Below are 14,192 nucleotides of genomic sequence, written 5' to 3' on the forward strand. Positions count from 1 at the left end.
TCAGACTCCTACAGCCATCAGGATAAAGAGCGCCAGCACAATGCCGTGCAGCAGCCAGCCGGTCGTCCCGCTGGTATCGCTCACCCCGTGCAGGGCGCTGGCCAGATCGAGCTGCGGCTGCTTGCGATAGAGCGGCGCGCAGAGTTGGCGCAAGGTGTGGGTGACACCGCCGGAGGTAAGGCTCATGCGCTCCTCATAGGCGTAACCACAGGCCCACGGGGTGCCAGCGTGACGACGACCCAGCTTGGGCCCCTTGAAGATGGCCAGTACCAGCAACGGGATGAGGAACAGACCCAGCAGGATGATGGCGATAACGGGCGGGGAGAGGATCGCCTGGCTGCTATCGAGTGGCAGCAGGGTGGCGCCGGTGGCGACACTCATTTGGCTGGCAACCAAGGCTTGGCCATAGCTGGCAATATGGGGGGCAATCCAGGGGGCGCCCAGACCCAGCACCAGACAGACCGCGGCCAGCAGCAGGGTGCCTGCCACCATGGCGCCCGGCACTTCGCGGGCGTGGCTCGCGTGTTCGCTGCGCGGGGCGCCGCAGAAGCAGATGCCATACACCTTGACGAAACACATCACCGCCATGGCGCCGGTCACCGCCAGCATCACTACCGCGAGCGGCGCGACGAGCGAGGTACCGAGTTTGGTCATGGAAAGGAGCGACTGATAGATAAACCATTCGCTGACAAAGCCGTTGAGCGGCGGCAGCGCCGAGATGGCCATGGCACCGATGAGGAACGCCAGCGCAGTCCAGGGCATCAGCTTGGCAAGACCACCCATCTTGTCCATATCCCGGGTGTGCAGGCGGAACATCACCGAGCCGGTGCCCATAAAGAGCAGGCTCTTGAAGATGGCGTGGTTGAGCAGGTGATAGAGGGCGCCGAGCAGCCCCAGCACCACCAGCGCCGGCTGCTGGTTGGCGATGCCGATCATGCCGATGCCCATCCCCATCAGGATGATGCCGATGTTCTCCACCGTGTGGTAGGCGAGCAGCCGCTTGAGGTCATGCTCGGCCAGCGCAAACAGCACCCCGAGCACAGCCGAGCAGGCGCCGAAGATCAGCACTACATAGCCCCACCAGAGCTGGCTGGCGCCGAGAAAATCGATGCTGACCCGCAAGATGCCAAAGAGACCCAGCTTCACCATCACGCCAGACATCAGCGCCGAGATATGGGAGGGTGCAACGGGCTCGGCCACTGGCAGCCAGCCGTGCAGCGGCACGAAACCGGCGCGCAGGCCAAAACCGCAGAAGCTAAGCAGGAACACCAGAGAGGCCAAACCGCCCGCCAGATGGTGCTCGCGCAGCGCGGCGAACTCCAGCGAGCCAGATTCGCGGCAGAGCAGCCAGAAGGCGATCAGCACCAGCGCCATGCCGATATGGTTCATCACCAAGTAAAGCCGGCTCTGTTTGGCAGCATCCGGATTGGTCTTGACCAGCCAGTAGGTGGTAAGGGTCACCAGCTCGTAGCAGAGCAAGAAACCGAGCGCGTTGTCGGCCAGTACCATGCCCACCATGGCAAAGAGGAAGAGGTTCATCAGCGCACCGATGGCCACATCGCCCTTGCCCTGATATTCGCGGATATAGGCAAAGGAGTAGAGGGCGACGGCGACGCCAACGGTGCTAATCACCAGCAGCATCAGCGCGGCCAGCATGTCGAGGTGCACCGAGCCCAGCAGCCAGAGCTGGCCGTCGACGGGGGCGCCTTGGGCAAAGATCTGGATGGCGGCGACCAGACCCGCGAGCGAGCCCAGCAGGGCAAAACCGCTGTTGAGACGGTTGGCCAGTGCGGGCAGCTTTTGCAGCAAACCGGCGGCAGCGCCCAGCAAAAAGAGCAGGAGCGTGGCTATAACAAGGGGGGACAACATCAGCGAACTCCCTCTGTGGTAGATAAATCGGATGCAGGGAGCGCCGTGGCAGGCGCCGAGAAGGCAGAGGCCCCTTGCGGGTTGGTGTCGGCCGCTTGCTGGCGACGGATACGGGCGGCGCGTTCGGTGTCGCTGTCATTGACCAGCTTCAGTGCCTGGGAGGGGCAGGCTCCGACACAGGCCGGGCCATCGGCGCGAAACTCGCACAGGTCGCACTTGACGGCGATGCTGCGCACGCCCGGCTCCCAGCTCAGCAGATCCTCGCCAAAGCAGCGCAGGCCGGCAGAGGTGGAGGGGTTGCTGGAGCGGATGGAGCAGGGGATATAGGTGTCGTAACTGGTGGCCACGGCCACCGGACGGCTGCCGCCGCTCTGGATGGCGCCAAAGGGGCAGGCCACGGTGCAGAGATTGCAGCCGATGCAGAGCGACTCGTTGAGTTGCACGCAATCGCCAGTTTGGCGAATTGCCTCGACCGGGCACACCTTGATGCAGGGGGCATCGTCACAGTGACGGCACTGAACCGGCATGGTCGCCTGCTCGTGTCGCATAACGGTTAAACGGGGGGCTTGCTGCAAACCTTGCGCCTTGTGTACCTCGCTGCAGGCCGCCATACAGGTGCCACAGCCGATACAAAGCTTGGGGTCAGCGATAACGAAGCGGTTCATAGCCTACCTTGTCGTGTCGCGAACGGAGAAAGTAGGGGCAGGTTGGCAAGATACGGGCCAGATTGGTTTTTGCAGAGAAATTGGTTTTAAGTGCATGTTTTTAAATGAATAAAAATCTTCATGTGGTTGAGTGAACGCGCTGATGTGGCTGTCGAACTGTGACGTTCGTCACTTGTGACGAAGCCCCCAAGAGGGTTCGTCACCCCCGAAAAACGGTATCGACACGGCTGAATGCGGGGTCGTGACAAGGGACGAAAGGGTGATTCGTCTGCGCTGTTCGGATAGAGGCCGCCTGTTTTGAAACCGTAGGTTCGATTAGCGAAGCGTAATCGGACGCACGAGAACGGAAACATATCGGCATCATGCCGGGAGTAGGGTGCAATGAACGAAGTGAATTGCACCGTTTGCAGCATATGGTCGCCGTGGTTTGCCCCCTTCTCCCCTTGTGGGAGAAGGGCCGGGGATGAGGGGCGGTAATTAGGGTTAACGAAAATGAAGAGGGAGGCCAATGCCTCCCTCTCTATTTGCTGACGTTTTTTATGCCATCAAGAGGCCATCAACCCGCCATCAGATATCCACCTGCGAACCCAGCTCGATGACCCGGTTGGGCGGGATCTCGAACTGATCCGGGGCGCGCAGGGCGTTGCGCTGCAGCAGCATAAAGAGCTTGCCGCGCAGATAGAGATACCAGGGGCGGTCTTTCATGATGAGCGACTCGTGGGCCATAAAGAACGAGGTCTCCATCATCCGGCAACTGAGCCCCTCGGCGTTGCAGCGGTGGAAGATCTCCTCCACGTTCGGGGTCTCGCGCCAGCCGTAGCTTGCCACCACCCGCCAGAAGGTGGGGGAGAGCTGCTCGATGCAGACCCGGCGCACATTGTGGACGTAGGGCACATCCTCCACCCGCAGGGTGAGCAGGATGATCCGCTCGTGCAGCACCTTGTTGTGCTTGAGGTTGTGCAGGAGCGCATGGGGGATCACATTGACCACCCGTGACATATAGACCGCAGTGCCCGCCACCCGGGTCGGCGGGGATTTCTCCAGCGAGGCGATCATCGGCTCAAGGGAGTTGCCGTGCTCGTTCAGGCGGCGAATAAGCTGGAAACGCTCGCTCTTCCAGCTGGTCATCACGGTGAACATCACCGCGCCCAGAGTGAGCGGCAGCCAACCGCCGGAGAAGATCTTGGCGAGGTTGGCGGCAAAGAGCGGCACGTCGATACAGAGCAGCGCAGCAAACAGGATGGCCACCAGATACTTGTTCCAGTGCCAGCTGTTCTTGGCCACCGAGCAGGAGAGGATGGAGGTAAGCACCATGGTGCCGGTCACGGCGATGCCGTAGGCCGCCGCCAGATTGCTGGAGTGCTCGAAGCTCATGATGACGATCACCACCGAGATATAGAGCATCCAGTTGATGACCGGAATATAGATCTGGCCGGACTCCTGCTCGGAGGTGTGAACGATACGAATGGGGGAGAGATACCCCAGCCGCACTGCCTGCCGGGTCAGCGAAAAGACCCCGGAGATCACCGCCTGCGAGGCGATCACCGTCGCCATGGTTGCCAGCAGCAGCAGCGGCACCAGCGCCCATTTCGGCGCGAGCAGGAAGAAGGGGTTGGCAATGGCGGCGGGGTTACTTAGCAGCAGCGCACCCTGCCCGAAGTAGTTGAGCACCAGCGAGGGCAGCACCACGATAAACCAGGCGAGGCGAATGGGATTCTTGCCAAAGTGGCCCATATCCGCGTAGAGCGCCTCCACCCCTGTGATGGCCAGCACCACGGCGCCGAGGGCAAAGAAGGAGGTGGTCTGGTACTGGACAAAGAAGCGCACAGCCCAGATGGGGTTGAGCGCACCCAGCACCTCGGGGTTGTGGATGATGCCGCGCAGCCCCAGCACCGCCAGCGTCATAAACCAGATCAGCATGATGGGGGCAAACAGCTTGCCCACCATGGCGGTGCCATGTTTCTGGATGGCGAACAGCAGGGTCAGCACCAGCACCGAGAGGGTGACAATATAGGGGTCGAGGGCGGGGGTGAGAATGCTCAGACCCTCGATGGCCGACATCACCGACATCGCCGGGGTGATCACCACCTCGCCATAGAAGAAGCTGCCGCCAATCAGGCCGAGGATGATCAGCAGCGGCGTCCAGCGGGTGGAGGCGTTGCGGGTCGCCAGCGACATCAGGGTGAGAATGCCACCCTCGCCGGCGTTGTCGGCCCGCATCACAAAGGAGAGGTACTTGACCGACACCACCAGGATCAGCAGCCAGAAGATCAGCGAGAGAAAGCCGAGAATGGAGGCCGGCTCGACGCCGAACCCGAATTGACCTGACAGGCACTCGCGCAAGGTATAGAGCGGGCTGGTGCCGATATCGCCATAGACTACGCCAATCGCCGCCAGCATAACGCCGGACATGGCTTGTTGTTTATCACAGTTCATGAGTTCATCTTGTCAGTTTGATGTTTACACGTTTGCCACAGCAGATCGCCCCGAACACATCAGGTATGTGTGGATACAACATCGGGGGGAAATCAAAGGATTGCGATGGGAAGGGAGCTAATCGGATATAAAGATGCGTTTCATGGGACACAGTCTGTTCATCTGTCGTTAAGCTTATAATGACACACACTCTGCGGGTTCATGCTCAGGTATAAATAATCAAAACGTCCTTTTGAGTAAGGTTATTAATTGGCCATTGATTGAAATATTCATGCGCTCTGCGGGCAACCGTTTGTTTTATCTGGGGATGTGGTTTGGCCACTATTTTTTACCGAACCGAGTGAAAAATAGACGATAAAATAGTGACTAATTAATTGCTGGCAGGATGGCAAAGTGGAGGGCGCTGGGTAGCAATGGAGTCTTTATTTGGGAGGGGAAAATGTAGGGTGCAATGAACGAAGTGAATTGCACCAAGTATTAAAATAGGCAAGAGGTGCAATGCGCTGCGCTTATTGCACCCTACAGTATACCTATTCTTTTCGGGGTAGTAGTTTTGATACTGAGTCTAAAATCTCTTTTATTCCACTGAATGCCTTCTCAGCATTATCTGAATTTATATCTTTAGATGTTGGTGAAGAGAATATTACATTTGTTGCTCCAGTGACTATTTGATCTCTAACAGCTGGTTCACGAGTTAAGTCACCATAATTAGGGAGGGAGGTTGCTACAGCAGCCTTATGAGCATATTCCTCCTCGAAATCACGCTCCTTTTTATATTGAGTGAATGAAAAGCCAAAGGCTATGTAGAGAGGAATAAGAATTACAGAACGAATTATTACTGAAAGCCAGGTTATATCATTTTTAGCTCCTGCTTTGGCTATCTCAGTAAGAGTATCGCTTACAGTTGAAGCGAATCCATAAGTTGCATGTATGCAGTATATACCAATAAATAATGCAATAATCCCCCACACGATACGACCTCGCAGTAAAATATCTTTTCTAGCAGTAAATGCTTGTGAGAGAGAGCCAGCAACAGCTGGTGTTATTAATGTTTTAACTTCTTCCCGTAATTTTTCAACATCGGTTCTTGTGGCTATCAAACGATCTAGTTCAGCTGAAAGACTGGTTGAGGTTTTTTCTAGATATGCGCTCCCGATGGATAAGAGGGGGATACCAAACAATCTAATGTGATATGCAAGAGAATCTATGCTCTGTGAAAATGATTGAAATGAGTTTTGATCTCGAGATGCTCGTAATTGAGAATATGTATTGTAAGTATTTTGTATTTGCCCCTCTAAAGTCATGCATGCATGCCAGGTTAGATTACTCCATGCATCATTTTTAGTCAGGCCATCAAGTGAGTCCAACACAAAGTTTAGCGTTATCTTTGTTTCCTCTAGACTTAGACCATCAAAATCTGAATATGTTTGTGGAAAACTTTCAATCTCTCTAGGATTAAGAAGTAAAAATTGATTATACATATCTATGCAGCGGTTAAGACGAGTATCTTTAGACATATTAAACCCCCATAAAAATAGTTTTTACATTGTAGATAGCATTGTGAATCTTATATGCAAATTGTCATTAATAAAAATGTGGCATACTGTTAAATTGAATTGGCTAAAAAACGATAATGAGTGATGTTATTGTGAGATATATCCATTTCATGTAAGTCCTTTTTATTTTAGATAAACCCTAGGCTTTAAATATTTTTATGATTTATGTTGTAAGCCATGATGATATTCCATTTATTAGAAATGACGTAGTAGAAAAAGATCAACAACTCAATTTTTTATGTCCCTATCTGGTACTTTTTAACAGTGGTTTCATATTGTTTACCTGCATACAAAAGACCCCAAAGGAGCTGGTTGCCAAGTGGCACATATTAACCGGAGGGATAGAAAACTGAAGGGGCAGGGGCCTAAAACCGGCTCTGGCTCAACAAATCAGTCAATGGGCGGCCTATTTTTGTTCGATTTGACTTGATGATCACCTGCCAGCTCGATAGCAAAACCAAACAACTTGGCCACCGCCGCAAGCGTTTTTTGCATGCTGCACAGCCCATTTTTGGCCCTTGGTATGGCTTTTCTCCCCGAATGTCGTTGCTCCGCTTGCCCGGTTTGGGGCGGCCGATCCTGGCTGCAAACGCCTTCGAACTGCTCCTTATGCGGCTGGGGCAGGGGCTGGTCAGCCGGTGTCGAGCTCGTCACTTTTGTCGTGTCGATCACACTTCCCATCCCGTCGTCACCCTCGTCAGTAGTGGTAAACAGCAAGCTGTTCTTGCTGATTACTCCTTTATTTTCAGATGGTTGTGAATTTTTATCGCACCCTTGGCCCGTTTTGGTCTGATAAATGCTTTGTGGGGGGCTGGCCGCCTCTTTGCCTGTCGGCGGGCGGCCCGGTGTAACGAACCATTTAGGATCCCTCTCTATGAACAGCTTCGTGATTGCAGATCCCAGTCTCTGTATTGGGTGTCGTACCTGTGAGGTGGCCTGCGCCGTTTCACACCAGTCAGGGTCTTGCAGCGGGACCCTTGAGCGGGAGGGCGGCCTGCATCTTGCCATCGAGGATGGACATCTGGTCTCCAGGGACAGCTACTTTCAGCCGCGCCTGAAGGTGATCGTGGGCAGCAAGGTGACCACGCCGGTGCTCTGCCGCCAGTGTGAAGACAAGCCGTGCGCCATGGCCTGCCCGAACAATGCCATCGTCAGCGAGGATGGTTGCGTCAAGGTGTTGCAGGAGCGCTGCATCGGCTGCAAGTCCTGCGTGGTGGCCTGTCCTTACGGCGCCATGGCGGTGGTGCTCAAAGAGGTGGCACCCGCTGCCGATTCGCTCTTCAAGCGTCCGCAGACCAAGGCGCAGGCGCTCAAGTGCGATCTCTGCCGTCACCGCGAGGCGGGCCCGGCCTGTGTCGAGGTGTGTCCGACCCAGGCGCTCAGGCTGGTCACGCCGGAGCATCTTGAAACCCTGAACCGGCAGAAACAGCTGGCCAGTGCTGAGGCACTGCTGGCGATGCCGGCGCGGGTGTGAGCGGGCTTGCCGAGCCGTTTTTCGTTAACAAACAAGAGTGTGAGTCATGAAAAAAGTCATTACCGTGTGCCCCTATTGCGGCACCGGTTGCAAAATCAACCTGCTGGTTGAAAACGACAAGGTGGTGGGGGCCGAAGGCGCCAACGGCCGGACCAACGAGGGGCAGCTCTGCCTCAAGGGCTATTACGGTTGGGATTTTTTGAACGACACCAACCTGCTGACCCCCCGTCTCAAGAGCCCGATGATCCGCCGCGAGCGCGGTGGCAAGTTCGAGGCAGTCTCCTGGGACGAAGCGATCGCGTTCGCCAGCAGCCGTCTCTCTGCCATCAAGGCGAAATATGGCCCGGACGCCATCATGACCACCGGCTCTGCCCGTGGCCCCGGCAATGAAGCCAACTATGTGATGCAGAAATTTGCCCGTGCGGTGATTGGGACGAACAACGTCGACCACTGCGCGAGGGTGTGACACGCACCCTCAGTCTCCGGTCTGGAGACAACTGTAGGCAACGGCGCCATGAGCAACGCCATTCCCGAAATTCAAGAGACCAAGTGCCTGCTGGTGTTTGGTTACAACGCTGCTGACTCTCACCCCATCGTCGCCCGCCATATCCTCAAGGCGAAGGCAAACGGGGCCAAGGTGATTGTGTGTGATCCCCGTATGGTGGAGACCGCTCGCATCGCCGATCAGTGGCTGCCGCTCAAAAACGGTTCCAACATGGCGCTGGTTAACGCCTTCGCCAACGTGTTGATCAATGAAGGGCTCTACAACAAGGCATTTGTCGCCAACTACACCGAAGGGTTCGAGACCTTCAAGGCGACGGTGGCCAAGTACACCCCGGAATATGTGGAGGGGATCACCGGCCTGAAAGCCGCCGATATCCGCGCCGCCATTCGCACCTACGCCGAATCGCCTGCTTCCATGATCCTGTGGGGCATGGGGGTGACCCAGTACGGTCAGGCGGTGGATGTGGTCAAGGGGCTCGCAGGTCTGGCGCTGCTGACCGGCAACTTTGGTCGCCGCGGCACCGGTTGCGGGCCGGTGCGCGGTCAGAACAACGTGCAGGGCACCTGTGACATGGGGATGCTGCCCCACCAGTTCCCGGGTTATCAGTCGGTGGCCGATCCCGCCATCAGCGCCAAGTTCGCCAAGGCGTGGGGCGTGGAGTCTCTGTCCCAGAAACCCGGCTATCGCCTGACGGAGCTTGGTCACAAGGTGGAGGAGGGCAAGTGCAAGGCCTTCTACATCTTCGGTGAAGATCCGGCCCAGACCGAGGCAGATCTCGGTCAGTTCCGTCGCACTCTGGCGGGGATGGAGCTGGTGATCGTGCAGGATATCTTCATGACCCAGACCGCCGAGATGGCGGATGTCATTCTGCCCGCCACCAGTTGGGGCGAGCATGAAGGGGTCTACAGCTCGGCAGATCGCGGCTTCCAGCGTTTCTACAAGGCGGTGACGCCCCCTGAGAACGTGAAACCGGACTGGGCCATCTTCTCGTTGATGGCGACCGCCATGGGTTATCCCATGGAGTACCACAACACCGAAGAGATCTGGGACGAGATGCGTGCGCTCTGCCCGCTCTACGCTGGGGTCAGCTACGACAAGATGGCCGATCTCAAGAGCGTGCAGTGGCCCTGTCCGACCGAGGATCACCCGGGCACCAGCACCCTGTTCGAGGGGAATGTGTTCACCACCCCGAGTGGCAAGGGTCAGCTGATCGCCTCCGAGTGGCGGCCGCCGCTGGAGCAGCCCTGTGCCGAGTACCCGCTGGTGCTCTCCACCGTGCGCGAGGTAGGTCACTACTCCTGCCGCTCCATGACCGGCAACTGCTCGGCGCTGCAAACCCTGGCCGATGAGCCCGGCTATGTGCAGATCCACCCGAGCGATGCCAAAAAGCTTGGGGTGAAGGATCAGGCGCTGGTCTGGATCTCGTCGCGCCGTGGCAAGGTGATCACCCGCGCCAACTACAACGACCGGGTCAACGCCGGGGTGGTCTACATGACCTACCAGTGGTGGATCGGGGCCTGCAACGAGCTCACCATCGAGCACGTCGATCCCGTCTCCCACACGCCGGAGTACAAGTACTGCGCGGTGAAGATCGAGCGCATCGACAATCAGCCTGAGGCGGAAGTGTACGTCCAGACTGAATACAGCGCGCTCAAGGCGAAATTGCGCTGCGCAGCCAAGGGCTGACCGCCCTAAAAAAGAGGTTCTGCACAAATAAGGGAACCCGACTCGGATTTATCGAGTCGGGCACCCTTTTATTACCCAAAAAAAGGGGAGTAAATGATGCAACATGAAATTGGTCGCTTATTCGGACTTTTCTATATTGGCACCTATCTGGCGGCGATATTGCTGGGAATAGGTTGCTATATTTGGCGCGACGAGATGATATTTCTGCTCGGCTTCGGTTTTTTCGGCTGTTTTATGGCGGCACGCCTTGCCATGAGCAGCGTATTTTCTGCCTTGAGTATTTCCAGTGCCTGGCTGATCGGGTTTATCTCCACCACCTTGATCAACGGCCTGCTGCTGGGGGTGATCACCCTGCTGATCTACCTCACTCACCAGAGCGTCACCACCGAGCTTGCCGACAACGCCAGCTGGCTGCTGATGGCCTTCCAGAGCTTGTCGGCCCTCTTTATCTTCGGTGGCCTGAAGTGCTGCCACAGCCGGATCATCACCTCATAAACTGCCGATAAATGGGCTGCAAACGCCATCTTGAAACCCGCAGCCAGCGAAGAGGAAAGGGCAGATCTGACAGTTGACGGCGGCCCACTTTTCGGGCGCCTTAATTGAGATCAAGAACTGATGAAATAACCGGTTAAATATGGCCATCAGATATATTAAATCGGATTGTAATGAAATTTGAGCTCATCTATGATGAGTCGCCATTCCAATATATCCCCCGATAACGATGTTACTTTTTGTTGTCGTTCGTTAATAACAACTCTGGAATTGCAACATGCGACAATTTTCGTCACCGCTTTTCTTATTGGCAGCCGCTTTTACGGGCTGCGGCTATTTATTTTGGTGACGAGTGCTTGTCGTGATGCGATGGCATGGACAGCCTGACTGGTGACTAAATCGATATAACGTGAGGCCGCAATGCTAAATGTGAGTGCCATCCCCCTGGACGAGATCTCTCCCATCTGGGACGACGGTTTCCTCCTGCTCTCCAAATCTCTCCTGTCGGCCGTGACGCTCGATGATTTTATCCACAAACTCAACAAGATAGATGCCAGCTTCGGCGGCGTGACCCGGGTCAACCTGATCCTCAACATGGGTGCGGACGAGGAGGCCATCTTCTACTTCATGGGACATTCCGGCCCAAAGCATCTTGTCTGCCCCAAGGCAGAGCTGCACCTCTCCCCCCGTCCGACCAAAGAGACCCCGGAACAGGCCATCATTCTCGCTGCCGCCCGCTTTGAGAATCGCTGCCCGGCGCTGGATCGCGAAGGGGTCTACGGGGGGCTGCGCTCCTACTGCCAGCTCCCCATCACCACCGCCCGCAGCCACCTTGGCGGGGTCGAGTTTATCAACACCCAGCTCGACAGTTTCACCATGGAGACCCTCGCCAAGCTGACCCAGCTGGCGGCCATTATCGCCATTGCGCTGGAAAACGTGCTCGACAAGGAGCGCACCCTGGAGCAGGCCAACTCCCTGCGCCTTGAGCGCGACAGCTGCAAAATTCTGGTGGATGTGACCAACGCGGTGATCAAACTGGTGCGCATCGCCGAACTGCCCAAGAGCCTGTTTGCCATCCTGCACCACCACTTCGGCATCAGCAGCTTGTGTCTGGCCGAATACAACGCCACCTCCGACAGCTTCAAGAGCTATCTGGTCAATCAGCACCAGAGCGATCAGCCGGGCATCATCGATCACTCCTGTTTTGAAAAGAAGTGCCTGCAGGGGGCCCTTGGCCACAGTGAGCCGTTTTTTGTCTATCGCGAACACGGTCACGGCTGCAGCAATCGCTGCCGGTTTACCTCCCAGATCCTGCCGCCCGAGGCCGACAGCTCCTGCATTTTGCCGCTGCGCTATCGGGGCAACCTGCTGGGGGTGTTGATCCTCTCGCACCCCAACGCCGACTTTTTTGCCGATATCGATATCTCCTTGCTGGAGCAGGTGGCGGCGCGCACGGCCATAGCCATGAATAACGTGCAGGCACAGCAGGAGATCTCCAACACCAACGGTGCCAAAGAGAAGACCATTCGCATCAACGAGCCCCAGATGCAGGGGGAGTTCCCCCACATCATCTACCAGAGCGCGGTGATGGAGAGCGTGCTGGAGAAGGTGCGGCTGGTTGCCGAGAGCGACAGCAGCGTGCTGATCCTCGGCGAGACCGGCACCGGCAAGGAGCTGATCGCCCAGGCCATTCACGCCCTGAGTGCCCGCCACGACCACGAGATGGTGAAGGTGAACTGCGCCGCCATTCCGACCGGCCTTATCGAGAGCGATCTCTTTGGCCACGAGAAGGGGGCCTTTACCGGCGCCCTGACCCAGCGCATCGGCCGCTTCGAGCGGGCCCACAAGGGGACCCTGTTCCTCGACGAAGTGGGGGATATGCCGCTGGACTTGCAGCCCAAACTCTTGCGGGTATTGCAGGAGCACGAGCTGGAGCGGGTGGGCAACAGCAACCCCATCGCAGTGGATGTGCGGCTGGTGGCCGCCACCAACTGCGATCTGCTCTCCATGGTCAAGAACAAGCGTTTCAGAAGTGATCTCTACTACCGCCTCAATGTCTTTCCCATCGAGCTGCCGCCCCTGCGGGAGCGGCGCGAGGATATTCCGCTCTTGGTCAATTTCTTTATCAAGAAGATCGCCAAGCGGATGCGCCGCACCATCACCTCGATCCCCGCCGATGCCATGAAGATGTTGGTGTCGCTCCCCTGGTACGGCAATATCCGCGAGCTGGAGAACGTCATCGAGCGCGCTGTGGTGATGACCCGCGGTCATGTGCTCAACCTCTCGCCGGAGGAGCTGATGCCCCTCAAGGGCTACCACAAGATTGAGACCCTGGTTTATGACGAGCCCGCCACGCCGCTCTTTGCCGAGGATGGGCCGACCGATGAGCGAGAGGCGATCATCGCCGCCCTGCGCGACTGCAACGGCATCGTCGCTGGCGAACGGGGGGCGGCCAACCGCCTCGGCATGAAGCGCACCACCTTGCTTTCGAAAATGAAGCGGCTCGGCATTTCGGCCAGAGATCCCGAGATCATTGACGGGGTTGCACCATGAGAGAGCTACTTGAGCTTGAGGTGCGTGACGAGCTTAGCGAGCAGAGCGAACAGAACGAGCTGGCCCGCTGCGCCATCCATCGCGAGGTGGTGCACTACCGCGCCGATACCTTGACCTGCGACAGCGAGATGGCGCTCCCCTCCGAGACGCCGGTGGCGCTGGTCTACAACGGCATCGCCCACAGCGTGATGATGTGTTCGGCCTCCGATCTGGAGGATTTCGCCATCGGCTTTTCGCTATCCGAGGGGATCATCGACAGCCTGCTCGATATCCACGACATCGAGCAGATTGATGGCTGTCAGGGGATTGAGCTGCATATCACGTTGGCCAATCGCTGCATTCATCGCCTCAAAGAGAAGCGGCGCACCCTGGCGGGCCGTACCGGTTGCGGCATCTGCGGCAGCGAGAGTCTGGAGCAGGTGATCCGCACCCAGCCAAGCTTGCCCGACAGCCAGCGCCTAGCGGTGGGCCATATCGACAAGGTGCTGAGCGCGCTGCGCCCGCTCCAGCTATTGGGTCAGCGTACCGGCGCCACCCATGCGGCTGTGCATCTGGATGGTGAGGGCAATATTCTCGCCATCCGTGAGGATGTGGGGCGCCATATTGCGCTGGACAAGCTGGTGGGCCATCTGTGCCGCAGCGGTCGGCGGGATGGCGCCATTCTGGTAACCAGCCGCGCCAGCTTCGAGATGGTGCAAAAGTGCGCCAGCGCCGGAGTGGAAATATTGCTCGCTATCTCTGCCGCCACCGAACTTGCGGTCGAGCGGGCCGAGCAGACCGGGCTCACCCTGGTAGGTTTTTGCCGCCCCGGGCGGGCCGAGATCTACAGCGGCTGCCAGCGCATTCTGCTCAAGTAATGGCAAGGCCGTGAACCCGTTAAACGGGTCATAAAAACAGGCAATGAAAAAGGGCGGGGAGTGTGACTCCCCGCCCTTGTTGTATCTGCTGCTGTAGCG

10 protein-coding genes are annotated in these 14,192 nt (G+C 57.2%); 5 read left to right on the forward strand and 5 right to left on the reverse strand.

Annotated elements, in window-relative coordinates:
* The 5 genes from hyfB to I6L35_RS15685 form a co-directional block, all read right to left on the reverse strand.
* Window positions 1-1,869 (reverse strand): hydrogenase 4 subunit B, encoded by a 1,869-nt coding sequence (gene hyfB, locus I6L35_RS15665; RefSeq protein ID WP_216978685.1) that lies wholly within the window; start codon window positions 1,867-1,869, stop codon window positions 1-3.
* Window positions 1,869-2,534: a 4Fe-4S dicluster domain-containing protein gene (locus I6L35_RS15670; RefSeq protein ID WP_216978686.1), complete on the reverse strand. Its 666-nt coding sequence runs from the start codon at window positions 2,532-2,534 to the stop codon at window positions 1,869-1,871. The genes hyfB and I6L35_RS15670 overlap by 1 nt, the downstream gene beginning before the upstream one ends.
* A 567-nt stretch (window positions 2,535-3,101) precedes the next feature.
* A complete protein-coding gene (kup, locus tag I6L35_RS15675) occupies window positions 3,102-4,970 on the reverse strand; it encodes a low affinity potassium transporter Kup (protein WP_104014706.1) in 1,869 nt (622 codons plus the stop codon).
* Window positions 4,971-5,500: 530 nt separating this feature from the next.
* Entirely contained in the window at window positions 5,501-6,487 is a 987-nt protein-coding gene (locus I6L35_RS15680) for a hypothetical protein (RefSeq protein WP_216978687.1), read from the reverse strand.
* A 429-nt stretch (window positions 6,488-6,916) separates the two neighbouring features.
* Entirely contained in the window at window positions 6,917-7,243 is a 327-nt protein-coding gene (locus I6L35_RS15685; RefSeq protein ID WP_216978688.1) for a hypothetical protein, read from the reverse strand.
* 157 nt (window positions 7,244-7,400) lie between these two features.
* Between I6L35_RS15685 and I6L35_RS15690 the strand changes: the two genes are divergently transcribed.
* The 5 genes from I6L35_RS15690 (at window position 7,401) to fdhD (ending at window position 14,093) form a co-directional block, all read left to right on the forward strand.
* Entirely contained in the window at window positions 7,401-8,000 is a 600-nt protein-coding gene (locus tag I6L35_RS15690) for a 4Fe-4S dicluster domain-containing protein (RefSeq protein ID WP_005333302.1), read from the forward strand.
* 46 nt (window positions 8,001-8,046) lie between these two features.
* Complete coding sequence (gene fdhF, locus I6L35_RS15695) at window positions 8,047-10,191, forward strand: formate dehydrogenase subunit alpha (protein ID WP_216978689.1); 2,145 nt, start codon at window positions 8,047-8,049, stop codon at window positions 10,189-10,191.
* Between the two features lie 96 nt (window positions 10,192-10,287).
* On the forward strand, window positions 10,288-10,686 hold the full coding sequence (locus I6L35_RS15700) for a hypothetical protein (protein ID WP_123174147.1): 399 nt from the start codon (window positions 10,288-10,290) through the stop codon (window positions 10,684-10,686).
* 417 nt (window positions 10,687-11,103) lie between these two features.
* Complete coding sequence (locus I6L35_RS15705) at window positions 11,104-13,236, forward strand: sigma 54-interacting transcriptional regulator (protein WP_216978690.1); 2,133 nt, start codon at window positions 11,104-11,106, stop codon at window positions 13,234-13,236.
* Window positions 13,233-14,093, forward strand: coding sequence for a formate dehydrogenase accessory sulfurtransferase FdhD (fdhD, locus tag I6L35_RS15710; protein ID WP_254204473.1), 861 nt, complete (start codon window positions 13,233-13,235; stop codon window positions 14,091-14,093). The genes I6L35_RS15705 and fdhD overlap by 4 nt, the downstream gene beginning before the upstream one ends.
* The last annotated feature ends 99 nt before the right edge of the window (window positions 14,094-14,192 follow it).

Source organism: Aeromonas sp. FDAARGOS 1405, from assembly GCF_019048265.1.
GTDB classification, from domain to species: Bacteria; Pseudomonadota; Gammaproteobacteria; order Enterobacterales; family Aeromonadaceae; genus Aeromonas; species Aeromonas veronii_A.

Bases quoted from the DNA above. Each gene is read 5' to 3' on its own strand.
- kup (WP_104014706.1), bottom strand. From the start codon at position 4,970: ATGAACTGTGATAAACAACAAGCCATGTCCGGCGTTATGCTGGCGGCG.
- I6L35_RS15700 (WP_123174147.1), top strand. From the start codon at position 10,288: ATGCAACATGAAATTGGTCGCTTATTCGGACTTTTCTATATTGGCACC.
- I6L35_RS15670 (WP_216978686.1), bottom strand. From the start codon at position 2,534: ATGAACCGCTTCGTTATCGCTGACCCCAAGCTTTGTATCGGCTGTGGC.
- hyfB (WP_216978685.1), bottom strand. From the start codon at position 1,869: ATGTTGTCCCCCCTTGTTATAGCCACGCTCCTGCTCTTTTTGCTGGGC.
- I6L35_RS15690 (WP_005333302.1), top strand. From the start codon at position 7,401: ATGAACAGCTTCGTGATTGCAGATCCCAGTCTCTGTATTGGGTGTCGT.
- fdhD (WP_254204473.1), top strand. From the start codon at position 13,233: ATGAGAGAGCTACTTGAGCTTGAGGTGCGTGACGAGCTTAGCGAGCAG.
- I6L35_RS15705 (WP_216978690.1), top strand. From the start codon at position 11,104: ATGCTAAATGTGAGTGCCATCCCCCTGGACGAGATCTCTCCCATCTGG.
- I6L35_RS15680 (WP_216978687.1), bottom strand. From the start codon at position 6,487: ATGTCTAAAGATACTCGTCTTAACCGCTGCATAGATATGTATAATCAA.